Here is an 18,077-nt window from a genome sequence, read left to right as displayed (position 1 = left end):
GCAGGTTCCGCTCCGCGCCGGAATCATGTACACTGTTCTGTGTGGCCGCGAGTTGCGCGGCGCATGAGAACGGCTTGCATGGGAGAAGGCTGCGGAGGATCGACATGTTGCTGCAACTATCGGGAATCGCGAAAAGTTTCGGCGCCAAACCGGTGCTGTCCAATATTTCGTTTCACGTGAATGAACGCGAGCGGATCGGCATCGTCGGCGTGAACGGCGCGGGCAAGTCGACGCTGCTCGCGATCATCGCCGGCGAGCTGTCGCCGGATGACGGTGTGGTGAGCAGGCGCAAGGGCATGCGGATCGGGTATCTGGCCCAAAGCAGCGGGCTGCAGTCCGACCGGACGATCGACGAGGAGATGCGCGCCGTGTTCGCGGATTTGCTCGAGATGGAGCGGGAGCTTCGGGAGATGGAAGTCCGCATCGCCGATCCGAAGGAGATGGAAAATAAAACCCGCTACGAGGAGCTGCTGGCCCGGTATGCGGCGCTGTCCGATACGTTCCGCGAGCGCGGCGGATTCGAGATCGAAACCCGTATCCGCAGCGTCCTCCACGGCATGGGGTTCGGTCAGTATCCGCCGGACACGCCGATCGCCTCGCTCAGCGGCGGGCAGAAGACGCGCCTCGCGCTGGCGCGCATTCTGCTGCAGGCGCCCGATCTGCTCATTCTGGACGAGCCGACGAACCATCTCGACATCGAGACGCTCTCCTGGCTCGAAGACTATCTGCGCGGCTATCCGGGCGCCATTCTCGCCGTGTCCCACGACCGCTATTTCCTCGATGCGCTGGCGGACAGCATCATCGAGATCGAGCGGCACGCCGCGAAGCGGTACACCGGCAATTACAGCCGCTATATCGAATTGAAGGCGGCCGAGTACGAGTCCGCGCTCAAAGCCTACGAGAAGCAGCAGGACGAGATCGCGCGCATGGAAGAGTTCATCCGGCGCAACATCGTCCGCGCCTCGACGACGAAGCGGGCGCAGAGCCGGCGCAAAATGCTCGAGCGCATGGAACGGATCGAGCGGCCGGCCGGGGATGTGAAGCGGGCGTCGTTCGCCTTCGAGATCGACCGGCAGACCGGCGCGGACGTGCTGGATGTGCAGGATCTGTCGGTCAGGTTCGAAGGCAGCGGCCGGCCGCTGTTTCGGAACGTCTCGTTCCAACTGAAGCGCGGGGAGACCGTCGCCATCGCCGGCCCGAACGGCATCGGCAAGTCGACGCTGCTGAAGACGCTGCTCGGACGGATCAAGCCGGAGACCGGCACGGTCCGATTCGGCGCCAACGTGAAAATCGGCTACTACGATCAGGAGCAGTCGCAGCTCCATCCCGACAACACGGTGCTCGACGAGGTGTGGAACGCTTTTCCCCATCTGGAGGAAGTGCGCATCCGCACCGTGCTCGGCAATTTCCTGTTCAGCGGCGACGACGTGCTGAAGAAGATTTCCTCGCTGAGCGGCGGCGAGAAGGCGCGGGTCGCCCTGGCGAAACTGATGCTCGAGCGGGCGAACGTCCTCATTCTGGACGAACCGACGAACCATCTGGACCTGTACAGCAAGGAAGTGCTCGAGACGGCGCTCGTCGATTTCGAGGGGACGCTGCTGTTCATCTCGCACGACCGCTATTTTCTCAACAAGATGGCCGAGCGCATCATCGAGCTGACGCCGGACGGCGTGCGGGTTTACCTGGGCAACTACGACGACATGCTGGAGAAAAAGCGCGAGCAGGAAGAGCTTCGTCTGGCCGGCGAGACGGCGGGAAGTACCGCGGATCGGACGGAAAGCGGCGGAACGGCGGATGCCGCCGGGGCACGCGGCGGCGCGGGCGGCGGGTCGTCCTACGAAGCCGAGAAGCAGGCGAAGCGGCAGGAGCGCCAGCGCCAGCGGCGGATCGAGCAGCTGGAAGCGGAGATCGAGGCGCTGGAGGCGGCCATCGCGGCGGTCGAAGCGGAACTCGCCGACCCGGCCGTGTATCTGGACTACACGCTCGTGCAGGAGAAACAGCAGCATCTCGACGAGAAGCGCGCCGCGCTGGAAGCCGCGTTCGCGGAATGGGAACAGTTGATGGCCTGACAAGCATGCGGAAAGCCCGTCTGTCACCGAATGGGGCAGACGGGCTTAAGCATGTCCGGGGAGTCCCGCGGCTTCCCGGCCTCAACGGCGCCGGTCCTTCGGCAGCAGGAACGCCAGCAGCCCGATCAGCGGCAGATAGCTGACCGCGTCGATGACCGGGATCGGGTTCTCGCCGATCGCGCTCATCCATTCGCCGAGGACGACGGCGCCGAGCGCTCCCATGCCGAACGCGAGGCCGACGATCAGGCCGGACGCCATGCCGACGTTGCGCGGCATGAGTTCCTGCGCGTAGACGACGCTGACGGAGAATCCGGACATCATGATGAAGCCGAGCACCGTGACGACCGGGAAAATCGCCTCAAGCGGCAGATACGGCAGCGCCAGCGCGAACGGAGCCGAGCCGACGATCGAGAAGATGATCATAGTTTTGCGGCCGAACCGGTCGCCCCAGATGCCGCCGAAGAACGTGCCCGCCACGCCGGCCCCCAGATAGAGGAACAGGGCGAGCTGGGCGGTCTGCTTCGACACCCCGAATTTGTCTTCCAGATAGAACGGGTAGAAATTGTTGATGCCTGCGGCGTACCACGAACGCGCGAACACGATCAGGACGAGCAGCGTCAGCGCGAAGGCGACCGTGCGGCCGGACAGGCCGTCGTGCAAGGTCCGGCCGTCCGCCGTCTTGCCCTTGCGCTTCACCGGCACCCCGTATGCGGCGAGCTGCGTGCGATACCACGGCACGACGTACAGCGCGACGGCGATGGCCGCGGCGGCGAGCAGCATCCCCCAGGCCGCGCCGCGCTGGCCGAGCGGAATGAAGATCGCGATCGTCATGAGCGGCGCCAGCATGGAACCGGCGTTGCCGCCCATCTGATAGATCGATTGGGCGAAACTTCGCCGCTCGCCCGCGGCGAAATAGACAACCCGCGAACCTTCCGGGTGAAAGACCGCCGAACCGATGCCGATGAAGACGGTTGCCAGAAGCAAGGTCCAGTAATTCGGCGCGAACGCCAGCCCGGCGATGCCGAGCAGGCTCATCCCCATGCCGACCGGCAGCATGCCGGGCGTCGGATGCCGGTCGGAATACAGGCCGACCACGGGCTGCATGACGGATGAGGTCATATTGAGGGCAAAGCTGAGCCACCCGATCTGTGACAACGTCAGCGCCAGCGAATCGCGCAGCACCGGGAACAACGCCGTCACGACCGTCTGCATCGAGTCGTTGAGCATATGGATTGCGCTGACGGCGAACAGGATCGAATAGACCGTCGCGGTCTGCACGGCCACGCGGGTTTGAACGGCTGTGTTCAATGAAATGCGTCTCCTTCCGGGTCCAAAAGTGCGTTAGACCAAGTGTAGGCCTGGCGTAAACACGCGTCAAACGGCGGAAAAGGCGAAATACGCGGAAATAACCCCGTCCCGGACCGTGTCGGCGCGCCGGAGGCTGTCATCTGCCGCCGCGGGCGGTTTTCAGGCGGCGGAACTTCCGGAATGAACCAAAAAAGCCTCCCGCCCGACGGATGGACGGAAGGCTTCTTCCCGCGCGGCGCTTACGGCTGAAGCGTTTCCAGCAGCAGCCGCAGCCGCTGCTCGTGCGCGCGCGGAATGTATTCATGGCCGAAGTAGCGGAACACGGAGATCGATTTTTCGCAGTTCAGATGGTTGTACGCCGCGAACACCGTCGACGGCGGCGTGATCGTGTCGACGAGGCCGATCGACACCCATGTCCGGCACTTGACGCGCGGCGCCAGGTTCATGACGTCGAAGTAGGACAGCGTCCGCTTCGCCCGCGCTTCAATCTCCGGATCGCCGTTGCGGCGGAAAAATTCGTTCAACTCCAGGTACGGACCGCTCGGCGTAATGTCGATCGCCCGCTCGAAATGCGCCAGATACGGATAATCCGCGGCCGCGACGACCGGAATGTCCGACAGCGCCGCAGCGGCCAGCGTCAATGCGCCGCCCTGGCTGCCGCCGCTCACGCCGATGCGCGTGCGGTCCACCTGATCGAGCGATGCGAGCACTTCAAGCGCCCGGACCGCGTCCATGTAGACGCCGCGGTAGTAATATTCATCCTCGGACAGAATGCCTTTCGACATCCATCCCGCTTGGGCGCCGTGGCTGTAGACGGTGTTGTCGGCGCTTTCGCCCTGCTGACCGCGGCACAGCATGAGGAACGCCGCATAGCCGTGGAGCGCCCAATTCACCGTGTCGTGAATCTGGCCTTCCATCGCCCAGTTGTAGCCGTGGTACAGCATCAGCCCCGGGAACGGACCTTCGCCTTCGGGCAGCGCCAGCCAGCCTTGAATGGTCGCGCCGCGAAAGCCCGAATAGACGACCTTGAACAGACGCACGCCCCGCGCCGGGTAATCATGCGGCGTCAGTTCAACCGACAGCGGCGTTTCCGCCAGTTCGCGGAGCGTCCGATCCCAGAACGCGTCGAAATCGGGCTGCCGCGTAAGCGGGGGCTTGTACTTCTCCAGCTCGCTTAAAGGAAGATCGTAAGGTTGAGCCACGTCGAGCATCTCCTCTCCAGACGGTGGGTTCGGGTTCAGTGTAAAACAAGGCCCCTTGCCTGGCAAGGGGCCTTGTGATCATCGGTTTTACAGCCCGATCCAGTCCGCGAACGACCGGACGGTGATCCGTCCCGGCGCAGCGGGCGCGAACGCCCGTCCGGCTGCGCCACGGCCGAGAAACTCGACCGTGACCGGAATGCCCGGGATGAGGTCGAACCAGTTGTCGCTGAAGACGCCTTCCGCTTCGGGAAGCAGCGCGACCTGCTTCGCAAGCGTGTCCGTCTCGAGCGTGAACGCCGTTCCGTTCGAACCCGCCACTTCCCGGATCGTCACTTTCGCCTTCGACAATTGGATGTCCTTGGCCGGGACGAAGTAGTGCAGCTTGCTGTCGAACACTTGACCGTCCGCCGCAAGATCGGCTTTCAGCACCGTGCGCTTCGGATCCGCCCCTTCGAGCAGACCGTCGACGGTAGACGACCAGACGACCGCGGTGGCGTTCGCCTCCACCTTCGCCGGCACGCTGAACTGCTTGAGCAGCTTGCCGTCGAAATCATACAGCGCCGCGTGCAGCGTGCCGTCGATCGGCTGCAGGACATCGGAGATGATGTGAATGTCCACTTCGCCTTCCTTCGTGCCGTCGATCGACACCATGATGTCCTTCATGCTCTTCTTCGCGTAGTACTGGATCGCTTTCCAGCGGCCGTAATAGTCCATCGACGCCCACGACGCCACCGGCCAGCAGTCGTCCATCTGCCAGTACAGCGTGCCCATGCAGAACGGCTTGCGCCGGCGGTGCGCCTCGATCGCGAACTTCATCGCTTCGCCCTGCAGCACCTGGCTGACGGACAGGAACGAGACGAAATCCTTCGGCTCGGGCAGATACATGCTCTGATATTGCTTGATCAGCTTGTTGCCGGACGGATGCCGCTGGTGGCTGAGCATGACGTCGGAGAGCAGTTCCATCTCGTGATCCTGCGCATACGAGCGGACGGTGCGTTCTTCCGGAAACGACTGGAATCCGTATTCGCTCATGAACCGGCCGAGGTTGAGCGTGTAGCGCTCGAACGGCTCCACTTCATGCCAGACGCCCCAGTAGTGGATATCGCCGGACGTCGTCCGCTTGCCGGCATGCTGGTTCGCGTCGCGCGTCAGTCCCTGCATCGGCGAAGACGGCCAGTAGTCCGCCTCCGGCGCCAGCCGGCCGACGACTTCCGGAAGCAGCTCGTGAAAAATCGCCTCGTAATCCGCCCACAGCTTCTCCCGGAGCTCCGGCGAATACTCCTTCTTCCAGCCCCAGCCCGCGTCCTCGATGTAGTGCGACCAGGCGGTGTCGATCTCGTTGTTGCCGCACCAGAGCGCGATGCACGGATGATTGCGCAGCCGCTTCACATTCTGCTCCGCTTCGGCGCGCACGTTCGCCAGGAACGCTTCGTCGCCCGGGTACAGGCTGCACGCGAACATGAAGTCCTGCCAGACGAGAATGCCGTACTCGTCGCACAGCTCGTAGAACGTGTCGTCCTCGTAGATGCCGCCGCCCCAGACGCGCAGCATGTTCATGTTCGAGAGCGCGGCCGACGCGATCTCATGTTCGTAACGCTCCCGCGTCACTCTGGTGACGAAGCTGTCGAGCGGGATATGGTTCGCGCCTTTGGCAAACACCTTGACCCCGTTCAGTTCAAAATAGAACGACGTGCCCCATTCGTCCTTCTCGCGCACGAGACGGATCGAGCGGAGGCCGGTCCGAACCTGCCGCGCCGCCGCCTGCCGGCCGGATGCCAGCAGCTCCGCGCGGAACGTGTACAGGTGCTGGGCCCCGAGCCCGCGGCTCCACCACAGCTTCGGGCGCTCGATCGCCGCATCCAGCCCGATCGTCTGCGTGCCGGGCGCAAGCGCCACTTCCCGCTCCCAGACGCGCCCGTCCGCCGACAGCCGGAGCGTGCCGCTCCATGCGCTCTCGGCTTCGACTTCGACGACGGCGGTCAGCTTCGCTTCGGCCGCCGTTACGCTGCGCTGGCGGATGAACAGGTCGGCGATGCGCACGCCGGACCAGGCTTCGAGCCGAACCTCGCGCCAGATGCCGCTCGTCACGAACCGCGGCCCCCAGTCCCAGCCGTAATGGTACGGCGCCTTGCGCGCGAAGACGCTCACTTTCTTGTCGCCGAGGCCGCCGTTCTCCGACTGGTCGTTCACCGCCGGCAAGGCGTAGCCCAGCTTCTCGAGCTTCGGCAGGTCTTCGTTGATCGGCGAGCGGAAACGAATGTGCAGCTTGTTGCCCGCGGCCTTGAGCAGCCGCTTCACTTCGACGCGCCACGTGCGGAACATGTTGTCCGCGGACAGCACGTGCTCGCCGTTCAGCGTCACATCGGCATAGGTGTCGAGACCGTCGAATACGAGGTCGATCCTGGACTCGCCGAGCACCTCGGCCGACACGTCAAACGTCGTCTCATACTCCCAGTCCTGCTTGTCGATCCATTGCAGATCGCGCTCATTCGTCCCGTGGAACGGATCCGGAATCTTGCCGTTTGCGAGCAGATCGGTGTGGACGCAGCCCGGCACGACGGCCGGCAGCCACTCCTGGCCGCCGACGCCCCGGAACTGCCAGTTGCTTGTCAATCGTTGAACCGCGTTCATAACGTCCTCCCGGCAGATCAGATTCTGCTGATTTTCACACACATTATACATAAGTTTGTTCAATAGGTAAATTGAATATCCGGTGATTTTTGTTCATTTTGTTCAATTATGCGTGGAAATTTTTAATTATTACTGGTGTGTTTCCGACGTCTGGGCTATAATTTTAACAAAATGAACAAAATGATCATTTCGGTTGACCATACCTTCCGCGGAAGACTGGCAGGTGAATTTGCATCCCCATGAAACGAAAAGCGACCACCAACGACATCGCGCGGATGCTCGGATTGTCGCGCACGACGGTGTCGAAGGCGCTGAACGGCCATCCGACCGTGCCGCCCGCCACGCGGCAACGGGTGCTCGATATGGCCGCGCAGCTTCACTATAAGCATTACCGGCCGGCCGACCAGGCAAACCGTGCGGAGCTGCGCGATGCGGCCGGCGCCGCCATGCGCACGATCGCCTGTCTGATCCGGTCGAGCCTCGCCCGTTCGGGCAGCAAGGGCTACTGGGTGGATGTGCTGCAGGGCATCGAAGAATCGACGCGGCGCCGCGGCTGGAACATGGTGCTGCATTTTGTCCACCAGGAAGATCTGGATTCGCTGCGCCTGCCCCGCTCGCTCACGGAGGCGCATGTGGACGGGGTCATCATGGCCGGCATCACCCGACTGGCCTACGCGCGGGCCGTCGCCGAGCTCGGCTTGCCGGCCGTGCTGATCGACCACGACAGCGCGGCGCGGGCCGAAGACGCCCTCTTCGATACGGTGCTGATGGAGAGCGAGCAGAGCGTCTGCGATCTGACCGCGCGGCTCATCGCGCTGGGACACCGCCGCATCGGCTTCATCGGCGACATCGCCGACTGCCTGTCGTTCAGGGAACGATGGAACGGCTTCCGGCGGGCGATGATGGACGCCGGGCTCTCCGTCGATCCTTCCTGCTGCGCCGTGGCGCCGAAGCCGGGCCACTATTACGACGGCGCGGAGATCGCCGAGTCGCTCGCCGCCATGCCGGCTCTGCCGACCGCCTTCGTCTGCGCGAACGATGTCGTCGCCGTCCGGACGATCCAGACGCTGGGCCGGATGGGACTCACCGTCCCGGAAGACCTGTCCGTCACCGGCTTCGACGCCATCGAGACGGACACCGACCCGCTGCCGGACGGCCTGCAGCTCATGTCCGTCCGAATCGACGCGGTGCGCGTCGGCTCCCGCGCGTTCGAACAGCTCGCCCTGCGGATGGCGCAGCCGGATCGGCCCATCGAGCATATCCGGCTGGCCACCGTGCCGGTGGCGGGAACGTCGGCCGCGCCGCCCAAGGCATGACGCCGCCGCCGCAAGCGCCGAACGGCCGGCCGGGTATGACACCCGACCGGCCGTCCTTATGCTCGTTCAAGGCTCTGCAAAGTATGTCAGCACGAATACGAGCGGCGCATTGTAGTCGATCGCGTACTCGTTCGTCGCCCATGATCCGGGCGAATCCAGGTAAGCCTTCGCCGGCGGCGGCGACTCGCGCTCCAGCATTTTGTCCAGCTCCGGATCGCCGCCGAATTTGTTCGGCCCGCCGACGAGCAGCCCCGGAATGTACGTGCCCGTTCCCGTAATCATCCGGCTGTGGGGATAGTCCGGCATTTCCGTCCCCGAACCGGTCAAATACGTCGTGCCGAGCGCGTTGCGCCCCAGCGTGTAATGCAACTGGTCGAGCGCGCCGTGCACATAGGCTTCCTTCGGCTCGAGCTCATGCGCAAGCAGGAGCAGCTCGGCCTTCGCCATGCCGTTCTTGGCGGACGCCCACGTGTACTCGTTCGGCGACAGCGCGTAACGGTAGCCGTCCCGCTCGATCCGGCCGACGATGTCGTCCGCCGCCTTCACCAGCTTCTGCCTGAGCGACGCCTTGACGGCCGGATCTCCCGCTTCCGCCGTCGCGTAGGCGAACTGTCCGAGCGCCAGCGTCGAGCCCCAGCCGATGATGACCGGCTCGCGCTGAAGCTGATGAGACAGCTTCTCGCCGATGTACGCCGCGTACCGCGCATCGCCGGTCGTCTTCAGCAGCTCGGCCGCCGCCCAGAACCGGTCGTCCTGGTCGCCGTTCTTGTCGTAGCCGCCCGAACCGTTGTCCTGGCGCTCGCTCTTCAGGACGATCGGCTCCGGATGCGCTTCGAGGAAGCGCCAGGCCCGCTCGGCCGCTTCGAGCAGCCTTCCGGCGTATTCGGCATCGAACGGCTCGTAGACGCGCGCCGCCAACGCCATGGCGCCGGCGAACATGCCGGTGCCGTAGGTCGTCATGCCGAAGACGTACCGCGGCTGCGTGTCGTCCTCCGGCCGGATCATGCCCGGCCACGCCAAGCCCGACACCTTGTGGTATACGGCGCCGTCAGGCCGCTGCATCTTGAGTAGCCAGTCCAGCTCAACCTTCACTTCCGCCAGCGCGTCGGGCAGCCCCGGCACATCGCTCGCGAACCCGTCAGGGAACTTGAGCTGCCCGGCGGTGAACTTCTCCGGGTACAGTTCGTATGCGAGCAGCAATTGGGCGGCCGTCACCGCGCCCGGCGTCACGTACTTGCCGTAGTCGCCGGCATCGTACCATCCGCCGCTGACGTCGACCGGCGTGCCCGCGGGCGCGTGCGGATGGTCGATGTCGAGCCGCGCTTCGGCATCCTGCAGATGTCCGGCTTCGTGCTTCAGCCCGGTTATCGGGTCGTCGATCGCCAGCCCTGCGCGGCCGAGCGTATAGGAGCGGAGCGCGTCGAAGAACGGCGCGTAATAGACGTTCCGGGCGATGCGGAACTTCCGCGACGCCCCCGCTCCGGGCACGACGACCTCATATTCGCCTTCTTCCCGCAGGGCGCTGAAATCCAGATGCCTCACCCGTTCGCCCGAATTCGCGTCGATCTCGGCCCGGCCGACCTCACCTTCGAAGACGACCGCCTGCGTCTCCGCGTCAACGACCTGGAACCGTTCGGCCTTGGCCTCGCCTTCGAGCACCGCCACCTTGGGCGCGTCGGGCAGATAGCCGACCTGATTGACCTTGATATCCTCGCCGTCGTAGACGAGCTCCCCGGCATTCAACGTTCCTTCGCCCTCCTCTCCGCCCGCCGCATCGCCGGCATCCGATCCGCTGCCCGCGGGACCGGCCGCCTCCGCATGCTCCGGCGAGCGCTCCGCATCGTTCCCGCCGTCCGCGCATCCGGCCGCAAGTCCGAACACCAACATCAGGCTCAAGATCCATCCCGCCGTCCTGCCCATCCTGCTCATCCCGTGTGCTCCCCCCTGTATCCTTTTCATGCTCCAAAATGCGGCACAAACAACCCCCGCTCGCATTTCCCGCCGAATTTCGGACCATGCCGTTGGGCTTATTTTCCTCTCGTGCTCCCGTCCCGTCCGGCCGCCGCCGGCTTTCGTTCGTTATTGCGACCGTCCTATCCGTCGCCGAAGAAACACGCCCGAAACATGCGAATATCGGACTATCCGCAGCCAAAATCCAGCGAATGTTTTACTATTTTGCATCCGGATACGAAACGTATCTGGCAAGTTTTTCAACGCTTATGGCAAATTCAGCTATGCTAAGATTGTCTTGCCGCGGCAAAATCATCCTGACGGAGGTTCGCCATGAGAAGGAACCTGCTGGTTGCGGCGCTTGCCGCATGCATCGCGCTGGCTTCGATGCCGCTCGCGGTTTTTGCCCGTACATACGCGGAGCAAGTCCATGTCATCGACACCGTCAATTTCCGCACCCTTCCCTCCACATCAGGAGAACGGATCCGCTATCTCCGCAAAGGCGAAGTGCTGGATCTGATCGAGCGGACGAACGCCTACTGGCTCAAGGTCCGCGATGCGTCCGGCACGGTCGGGTATATCTCCTCCCTGGACAAATATGTGGAGATCAGGACTGCCGCCGTGACGACCGATCCGAACGGCGAAGTGATCTACGGCGTCAATCTGCGCACCGGTCCGTCCACCGATTCGGACGTCATCCGGATGCTGAAGAAGGGAGAGCCGGTCTGGATTCTCGAGCAGGTCAACAAGTACTGGTACCGTGTCGCCGACCGGGACCAAGTCATCGGCTACGCCAGCACGAACCCGAAATATATCCGCACATCGTTCGTGCCGCCGGTCGATACGCCTGAGGACCCGGGTCCCGCCCTGCCGGACGAGCCTTCCGTTCCGGCCGATCCCGATGAGACGGACAAAGACCTGATCGATCAGCCGGAAGAACCGGCATACAAGTTCGAGCCGAACGCGGTGATCGTCAGCACGGTCACGTTCCGGAAAGGCCCGGGCACGTCTGCGGAACGCATCCGCTATATGTATGCGGGCGAGAAATTGACCGTCGTGAACAAACACAACGATTACTGGTATTACGTGCAAGACGCAGGCGGCGTCTACGGCTATGTCAGCACGAGCGCCAAATATATCTCGACCAGCTATGTCGAGCCCTACAAGAAGCTGGACCGCGCCTTTGCAGCCGAACAGGCCATCAACGCAGGTCTCAAATACCTCGGTACGCCGTACGAATTCGGCTCGAGCCGCAGCGACACGAGCACGTTCGACTGCTCCGACTTCGTCCGCCAGGCATACCTGGACGGCATCGGCCTCCGATTGCCCGGCGACTCCCGCAGCCAGGGCGCTTACGTGAAGGAGGTCGGCAAGACGAAGGACGACTGGCGGGCCTTGAGCCGAGGCGACCTGATGTTCTTCATGTCCTACCAGGGAAGCAAGGCAGCCGACTACGCGAACGTCGACAAAACCAATGCCCGCATCACCCATGTCGGCATCTACCTCGGCGACGGCCAAGTGCTGCACACCTATTCCGAGAAATCCGGCGGCGTCCGGGTCGACAGCATCGCGGGCACCCATTGGGAGTACCGCTTCCTGTTCGGCGGGTTCGTCTACTGACCGCGAGCCTTCATAATTTCATTATATCTGCCCCCATGCTCCCGGTAGATAACAAAAACATCAGATTCATAACAAAACGTGAAACGGCCGGCCCCCGCGAAGGGGGCCGGCCGTTGGCGATTGCCGAATGGCTGCAACATTTTCGCCGTCAGACTTTGTAGGCCTTCATCGCTTTGATGAGCTCCTTGATGGACGGACGCTTGCCGTACATCAGCACGCCGGTGCGGTAGATTTTCGCCGACAGCCAGCCGAGCGCCAGAATCGTCGCGAGGAGGATGCCCAGCGACAGCAGCACTTCCCACAGGGCGGGGTCGGCCAATCCGATCCGCAGGAACATGACGAACGGCGTGAAGAACGGAATGAACGACGTCACTTCCACGAAGCTCGACTGCGGCTGCTGAATGCCGAAAATGCCGATGTAGAATGCCGCAAGCGACAGCATCGTCAACGGCACGACCGCCTGACCGAGCTCCTCCGTCCGGCTCACGATCGAACCGACCGCGGCGTACAGCGTCGAATAGAGGAAGTACCCCAGCAGATAGAAGATGACGGCAAAGACGAGCAGCATCGGGTCCACGCTGGAAAGATTGAGGTCCAGCTCCTTGAGCATCTCCTGGTTGTGGGGCAGCATGACGTTGATGACGACGACCGCGGCATAGATGCCGATTTGCAGCAGCCCGACCAGAAACATGCCGAAGATTTTGCCGAACATCTGGGTCAGCGGCGCCACGCTCGTCACGAGAATTTCCATGACGCGCGAGCTTTTCTCGGCGGTGATCTCCGTCGCGATCAGCTGGCCGGTAATCATGATGCCCATGAACAGCACGATGATGAGCGCATAGACCAGACCGAACGCCAGCGCCTGTTCCTCCACCGTCTTGCCTTGATCCCCGATCGAGCCCGCGCCTTCAGCCGTGGTGATCTGCACCGTCTCGACGCGAACCGGCTCCGCCAGCGCCGTGCGCTGTTCTTCCGTCAGATTCGCGTCCGACAGAATGATGTCGGCCTTGATCGCCTGCAGCGCGCCCGACAGGGAAGACGTCCTGCCCGTGTCCATCAGTTTCTCCGACTTGTAGGTGACGGCCGGGAACGTCCGTCCTTCCGTTTCAAAGTCGAGGTAGCCCTTGATTTCCTTGTTCTTGACCCGCTCCTTCATCGCGGCGTCGTTCGCTTCGGCCGAACCGGCGTCCGGGTAGCCGACCAGTTCGATATCCGGCTTCTCCTGGCTGCCGTAATAAGCCTGCAGTCTTTCCGTCACGGCGGGTGCTTCATTTTCCACGAAGCCGATGCGGTCCGGCTCGTCGTTTTTCGCGAATTTCGAAATGATGTAAGGCAGATTGACCGCGATGCACAGAAGGAGCGAAATGATGATCGTCGTGACGATGAAGCTTTTCGTCCTCAGCTTGTTGCGCATGCTGAAGGACATGACCGTGAACAGGTTATTCAATGTTCTCACCCACCGATCGGATAAAGATTTCGTTCAGCGTCGGCTCCATCAGCTCGAACCGCACGACATCTCCCTGTTGCCGCGCGTGATCGAGAATCGCCTGCGCGGCATCGGGCCGGTCGATCAGCACCTCGTAGCCCGATTCCAGCTTCGCGGCGCTCCGGACGCCCGCAATCGTCTCCAGGCCTTCGATGGCCCGGTCGTCTTCCAGCCGCACGATCACCCGTTCGCGCGGGAACTGCTTCTTGATCTCGCGGAGGCTGCCCTGCAGCACGACGTTCGACCGGTGCAAAATCGTAATGTTGCGGCACAGCTCTTCCACATGCTCCATCCGGTGCGTCGAGAACAGAATCGTCTTGCCCTTGTCGCGCAAATCCTTCACCGCCGCCTTCAGCAGCTCGACGTTAACCGGGTCGAGGCCGCTGAACGCCTCGTCCAGCACGAGAATGGAAGGATCGTGAATGACGGCGGAGATGAACTGGATCTTCTGCTGGTTGCCCTTGGACAGTTCCTCGACCTTCTTGTCGTAGTATTCCGGCACGTTGAACCGTTCGAGCCATTCCTTGAGCCGCCGGTCCGCCTCCTTCGCGGACACGCCGCGGAGCCTCGCCAGATAGATCACCTGGTCGCTGACTTTCACTTTCGGATAGAGGCCGCGTTCTTCCGGCAGATAGCCGAGGTCCCGCAATTGCTCGCGGCTGTACGGCTTGCCGTGATACAGGATGCTGCCGCTGTCCGGCATGATCAGCCCGAGCACCATCCGCATCGTCGTCGTCTTGCCGGCGCCGTTCGCACCGAGCAGACCGTAGATTTCGCCCGCTTCGGCCTTGAAGCTGATGCCGTTCACGGCCGTCTTGTCCCCGAATTGCTTTACGATTCGTTCAACTTGCAACGTGCTCATTGCACGACTCCTTTCATTCCATACTGCCTCTGCAGCTTCTCCCGTTCCACCAATACGGCGAGAATATCGTCAAGTTCCATCGACTTCCGCCCGGCCGGCACGAGCTCCCTGGCAGCGATCCAGGCGTCGGCTTCCCGCGCCGAACTCGTCACCGCGCGGACGACCCCGCCGGCATCCTCCAGCCCGGCCAGCCCCGGCATTTCGGACAGCACGGCGCGCCATTTCTCATAGCCGCCCGGGAAGTAGAACTGGTGCCACCCGGTGAGCAGTTCGTCTTTCTCATACATGCCGAGCACTTTGCCGTTTACCATGAACACGATGAAATCGGCCAGCCGTTTCACTTCTTCCACGACATGCGAAGCGATCAGAATCGTGCGGTCTCCGGATTCCATATACCGGTGCAGCAGTTCGATCATCGTGCGCCAGGCGAGCGGATCGAGTCCGGAAGACGGCTCGTCGAGGAGCAGCAGGTCCGGGTGATGGGAGAGCGTGAGCGCCAGATCGAATTTCCGCCGCATGCCCTTCGACATTTTGCCGAGCCGGAGCGAATGGTCCACTTCGAACAGCCGCAGCAGCTCCCGGTAATGGTTGACGTCCCAGTCGGAATACCAATGTTTGTAGAATTCCGCCTTGTCCATGCCCCGGATGACGTTGTCGTGGCGGTAAGGCTCTTCGGGGAGGTAGCCGACGCGATTCAACAGCTCGATCGACTTGCCGTTCCCGATCGTCCGGCCGAGCACTTCGATGCCGCCTTCGTCCGGTTTCGTCAGATCGAGCATGAGCCGAAACGTCGTGCTCTTGCCGGAGCCGTTCGGTCCGACGATCGCCGTGACAAAGCCCGCGGGCACCTCCAGATGAATCGGTCCGAGTTGAAAATGCGGCTGTCTCAGCCTCACGCCCGTCATGCGCACCGCCGTTCCGCCTTGTCCGTTCATCCCTCATCCTCCTTCCCGCTGTCTCCATATCCTTCTTCCCCCGGCGGGGAACGATTCGCCCTCGCCTCATGCAGCACGGTCTCGAACAATTCCCGCAGCTCGTCGTCGCTGCACTGCACCCGCAGCCCCGCGGCCACCGCTTCGCGCATGGCCGTCGTCACCGCATCCAGCCGATGCCGGCGGCGCTCCTCCGGGTTGACCTTCGCGACGAACGTTCCCGTACCCTGACGGGTAACGAGCAGTCCTTCCGCTTCGAGATCCTGATAGACGCGCCGGATCGTAATGACGCTGCATTTCAGATGCTGCGCCATCTCCCGAATGGACGGCAACATCGTGCCTTCGCTCAGCTGGCCGCTCACGATGAGCGCCCGAAGCTGGACTTCAATCTGATGGTACAGCGGTTCGGCACTGTATTCGTTCAGTTGGATGGACATCCACATCCGGCTCACCGCCCCTCAAGTCCAGAAGCTTCGCCTGCTGATGCGGCGATGCAGCAGTTCGCCGAATCCCCAGACCGCCATCGCCGCGGCCGCCACCGATGCGATTGCGGTCTCCCAGTTTCTGCCCGCCGCCGCTTCGAGGGTGAAGACCACGGCGCTCTTGCCGGCCAAAGCCAGGAGCAGTGTGATCACGCCCTGCATGAACACGTACACGAAGCAGAAGTAGAAGTAGACGCGTCCGGAATATCCGAGCTCCATGAACACCAGCAGGATGGCGGCGAAGACGCCGTAACCGATCCAGGTCAGGGCATAGACGACGAATGCCGCCGGGTCGAGCAGCTCGCGCAGTTCTTCGACGGCTGCGTATTGAATGCCGAAGAACAGCAGACAGTTGACGAACAGGAGCAGGATCAGCAGCATGATCCGGCCCGCGATGATCTGGCCGATGCCGATCGGCATCGTGTGCCATTCCGCCAGCTTCCGCGAATAGGTGTCCTCCCGCCGGTAGCGAAACGCCGTCTGATCCATCAGGAACCCGAAGAGCGGCATCATGCAGAAATAACCGAGATCGAGGCTCCATGCCGACCGGCTGGTCATCTCTCCGCTCAAATGGCCATACAGCAGAACGGAAGTGAAAAACGATGCGTACGCAAGCACCAGAAGCGTCATCAGGTATCCCCGCCATGCGAGGTTGAACTCATGTTTCGCAATCCGCCATGCGCCTTGCCACATCTTTTGTCCCTTCAACCTCCTGTGCCATCACCGATCATACTGTGTATATCTTTATATAAACTATAAACACTAAGCACACGATTGTCAATCCCTTTTTTTATTAATTTTCCATTTGGTTAGCACAAAGAAGCCCTGCAACCGGGTTTGCGGCTGCAGGGCTGCAAGTCTTCGATCGTTAGGATTGGTTTCCCGGACTTCCGGCCGGAGACGCGGGCATTCCATCTTCTTTTTCGCGCTCTTTCCGGTACCATTGGAAGAACACGTAGGCCAGAATGGAGCCGTACATCACTTCCTGCACGAGCTTCATGATGATGCCGCCGGACTGCTGGTCCTCGAACGGTCCGAGCATCGTGAAGGCTGACGGACCGTCGACCAGCGCGAGCAGCGCCTCGCCGTTGCCGCTGACGCAATAGCCCATGGCGCTGGCCCAGATGGCCGGATCCGTATACACCCGGTAGAGCGGCTCCCCGGCGAAAATGATCAGCGCGCACGCCGGTGTGAGCAGGAGGCCGTTCGCGAAAATGTAGCCCATTTTGCGCAGATCGGAAAGGCGGTTCCACTCGGGAACCGGGCTCGTCACATGCCACCACATAAGGAAAGCCGCGATGAGCAGGACGGCGTAATAGACGGCGTGCACCGCGTAATGCGTCATAATGTAGTCATGCACAACCGGAACGTGATAGAACGAGAACAGGCCGTTGAAGAGCAGCAGTGTAAAAATCGGGTTCGCGGCCCATCTGAACCTGCGCCAGAAGACGGCGCCGAACAGCTTGCGCCATACAAACGCCGGCGTGCCGAGCAGGATGAGCGGCGGCACGATCAGATAGGACAGCGACATGTTGATCATGTGGAACATGAAATTCAGATGGCCGAGCAGTTCCAGCGGTCCGCCCTGCGCGAGATAGAAGAGCGCAAATCCGCACAGCGCAAGCATCCGCCGCGATGCGGGCACCGCCGGCTCATCGGGCAGATGCTTCTCCCGCCACGGGCCGATCCAGTACAGATAACCGATTGCGGTGAGGGCCACCCCGAAAAAGAAGAACGGGCTCCACAACTCTTCGAAGGTGAAATAAGACAGGTCCGGCAACATCGGAAATCCGCACCTCCTTGTCTAAGAAAAAACGGCTGGCGCCGTCCTCATGGGCGGGTTTTAATAAAGAAGAAGAGGCGATCCGCCAAGACGCGCCTCTTCTCCATTGCCGAATTACCACCAGGTCCAGTAAACGGCCATGATGATCATCGTGAACACGATGATGACTCCGCTCAAGATCCCGATGATCGGGAACAGATGCCCGCGGTCTTTCATGTGCATCCAGAACGCCATCTGAATGAACACCTGTACGCCCGCCATCAGAACCAGCATCACGTAAACGAAATTGATACTCACTTCGCCCGTAATGACGGTCGCAAACGCGAGAATCGTCAAGACCAGCGAGAAAATGTAGGCGATGATATGCTTTTTCGGGCCTTCATGCTTGACGCGCTTCTTCGGCTGCTCGACGGCAGCTGCATGTTCGGCTGTCATT

Annotated in this window: 14 protein-coding genes; 3 read left to right on the top strand and 11 right to left on the bottom strand. The window is 62.1% G+C overall.

Features of this window, described 5'->3' with window-relative positions; translation table 11 throughout:
* Positions 1 to 104: 104 nt before the first annotated feature.
* Complete coding sequence (gene abc-f, locus THECO_RS02720; RefSeq protein WP_015253534.1) at positions 105 to 2,069, top strand: ribosomal protection-like ABC-F family protein; 1,965 nt, start codon at positions 105 to 107, stop codon at positions 2,067 to 2,069.
* Between the two features lie 81 nt (positions 2,070 to 2,150).
* On the opposite strand, the gene THECO_RS02715 is transcribed toward abc-f, so the two are convergent.
* The 3 genes from THECO_RS02715 to THECO_RS02705 form a co-directional block, all read right to left on the bottom strand.
* Entirely contained in the window at positions 2,151 to 3,377 is a 1,227-nt protein-coding gene (locus THECO_RS02715; protein WP_015253533.1) for an MFS transporter, read from the bottom strand.
* A gap of 239 nt (positions 3,378 to 3,616) precedes the next feature.
* Positions 3,617 to 4,588, bottom strand: coding sequence for an acetylxylan esterase (locus tag THECO_RS02710; RefSeq protein ID WP_157373503.1), 972 nt, complete (start codon positions 4,586 to 4,588; stop codon positions 3,617 to 3,619).
* A gap of 78 nt (positions 4,589 to 4,666) precedes the next feature.
* Positions 4,667 to 7,210, bottom strand: a complete 2,544-nt coding sequence (locus THECO_RS02705) for a beta-mannosidase (RefSeq protein ID WP_015253531.1) — start codon at positions 7,208 to 7,210, stop codon at positions 4,667 to 4,669.
* Positions 7,211 to 7,449: 239 nt separating this feature from the next.
* Here THECO_RS02705 and THECO_RS02700 point away from each other — a divergent pair, with 239 nt between their 5' ends.
* Positions 7,450 to 8,526: a LacI family DNA-binding transcriptional regulator gene (locus THECO_RS02700; protein WP_015253530.1), complete on the top strand. Its 1,077-nt coding sequence runs from the start codon at positions 7,450 to 7,452 to the stop codon at positions 8,524 to 8,526.
* 66 nt (positions 8,527 to 8,592) lie between these two features.
* Here the strand turns inward: THECO_RS02700 and THECO_RS02695 are convergent, their stop codons facing one another.
* Positions 8,593 to 10,455 (bottom strand): glycoside hydrolase family 9 protein, encoded by a 1,863-nt coding sequence (locus THECO_RS02695; RefSeq protein WP_015253529.1) that lies wholly within the window; start codon positions 10,453 to 10,455, stop codon positions 8,593 to 8,595.
* 354 nt (positions 10,456 to 10,809) lie between these two features.
* On the opposite strand from THECO_RS02695, the gene THECO_RS02690 reads away from it, so the two are divergent.
* Positions 10,810 to 12,096, top strand: coding sequence for a C40 family peptidase (locus tag THECO_RS02690; RefSeq protein ID WP_015253528.1), 1,287 nt, complete (start codon positions 10,810 to 10,812; stop codon positions 12,094 to 12,096).
* 148 nt (positions 12,097 to 12,244) lie between these two features.
* Here THECO_RS02690 and THECO_RS02685 read toward each other — a convergent pair whose 3' ends face one another.
* From THECO_RS02685 to THECO_RS02655, 7 genes are all read right to left on the bottom strand, one after another.
* On the bottom strand, positions 12,245 to 13,543 hold the full coding sequence (locus THECO_RS02685) for an ABC transporter permease (RefSeq protein WP_015253527.1): 1,299 nt from the start codon (positions 13,541 to 13,543) through the stop codon (positions 12,245 to 12,247).
* A complete protein-coding gene (locus THECO_RS02680) occupies positions 13,536 to 14,444 on the bottom strand; it encodes an ABC transporter ATP-binding protein (protein WP_015253526.1) in 909 nt (302 codons plus the stop codon). The genes THECO_RS02685 and THECO_RS02680 overlap by 8 nt, the downstream gene beginning before the upstream one ends.
* Positions 14,441 to 15,379 (bottom strand): ABC transporter ATP-binding protein, encoded by a 939-nt coding sequence (locus THECO_RS02675; RefSeq protein WP_015253525.1) that lies wholly within the window; start codon positions 15,377 to 15,379, stop codon positions 14,441 to 14,443. Before THECO_RS02675 ends, THECO_RS02680 begins: the two co-directional genes overlap by 4 nt.
* Entirely contained in the window at positions 15,376 to 15,819 is a 444-nt protein-coding gene (locus tag THECO_RS02670) for a GntR family transcriptional regulator (RefSeq protein ID WP_015253524.1), read from the bottom strand. The genes THECO_RS02675 and THECO_RS02670 overlap by 4 nt, the downstream gene beginning before the upstream one ends.
* Positions 15,820 to 15,834: 15 nt before the next feature.
* Positions 15,835 to 16,551 carry a hypothetical protein gene (locus THECO_RS02665; protein WP_015253523.1) on the bottom strand — a complete coding sequence of 239 codons (717 nt, stop codon included), beginning with the start codon at positions 16,549 to 16,551 and terminating at the stop codon, positions 15,835 to 15,837.
* Between the two features lie 175 nt (positions 16,552 to 16,726).
* On the bottom strand, positions 16,727 to 17,641 hold the full coding sequence (ctaG, locus tag THECO_RS02660; RefSeq protein WP_015253522.1) for a cytochrome c oxidase assembly factor CtaG: 915 nt from the start codon (positions 17,639 to 17,641) through the stop codon (positions 16,727 to 16,729).
* A gap of 114 nt (positions 17,642 to 17,755) precedes the next feature.
* Positions 17,756 to 18,076 carry a cytochrome C oxidase subunit IV family protein gene (locus THECO_RS02655; RefSeq protein WP_015253521.1) on the bottom strand — a complete coding sequence of 107 codons (321 nt, stop codon included), beginning with the start codon at positions 18,074 to 18,076 and terminating at the stop codon, positions 17,756 to 17,758.
* Between the last annotated feature and the right edge of the window lies 1 nt (position 18,077).

Source organism: Thermobacillus composti KWC4, assembly GCF_000227705.2.
Lineage (GTDB): Bacteria > Bacillota > Bacilli > Paenibacillales > Paenibacillaceae > Thermobacillus > Thermobacillus xylanilyticus.
Note: the sequence above shows the minus strand (reverse complement) of the source record. Positions and strands in the feature narration are given on the sequence as shown.

Excerpts from the sequence above, each read along its gene's own strand:
- THECO_RS02680 (WP_015253526.1), bottom strand. The coding sequence starts at position 14,444 with ATGAGCACGTTGCAAGTTGAACGAATCGTAAAGCAATTCGGGGACAAG.
- abc-f (WP_015253534.1), top strand. The coding sequence starts at position 105 with ATGTTGCTGCAACTATCGGGAATCGCGAAAAGTTTCGGCGCCAAACCG.
- THECO_RS02665 (WP_015253523.1), bottom strand. The coding sequence starts at position 16,551 with ATGTGGCAAGGCGCATGGCGGATTGCGAAACATGAGTTCAACCTCGCA.
- THECO_RS02710 (WP_157373503.1), bottom strand. The coding sequence starts at position 4,588 with ATGCTCGACGTGGCTCAACCTTACGATCTTCCTTTAAGCGAGCTGGAG.
- THECO_RS02655 (WP_015253521.1), bottom strand. The coding sequence starts at position 18,076 with ATGACAGCCGAACATGCAGCTGCCGTCGAGCAGCCGAAGAAGCGCGTC.
- ctaG (WP_015253522.1), bottom strand. The coding sequence starts at position 17,641 with ATGTTGCCGGACCTGTCTTATTTCACCTTCGAAGAGTTGTGGAGCCCG.
- THECO_RS02700 (WP_015253530.1), top strand. The coding sequence starts at position 7,450 with ATGAAACGAAAAGCGACCACCAACGACATCGCGCGGATGCTCGGATTG.
- THECO_RS02695 (WP_015253529.1), bottom strand. The coding sequence starts at position 10,455 with ATGAGCAGGATGGGCAGGACGGCGGGATGGATCTTGAGCCTGATGTTG.
- THECO_RS02705 (WP_015253531.1), bottom strand. The coding sequence starts at position 7,210 with ATGAACGCGGTTCAACGATTGACAAGCAACTGGCAGTTCCGGGGCGTC.
- THECO_RS02675 (WP_015253525.1), bottom strand. The coding sequence starts at position 15,379 with ATGAACGGACAAGGCGGAACGGCGGTGCGCATGACGGGCGTGAGGCTG.
- THECO_RS02670 (WP_015253524.1), bottom strand. The coding sequence starts at position 15,819 with ATGTGGATGTCCATCCAACTGAACGAATACAGTGCCGAACCGCTGTAC.
- THECO_RS02690 (WP_015253528.1), top strand. The coding sequence starts at position 10,810 with ATGAGAAGGAACCTGCTGGTTGCGGCGCTTGCCGCATGCATCGCGCTG.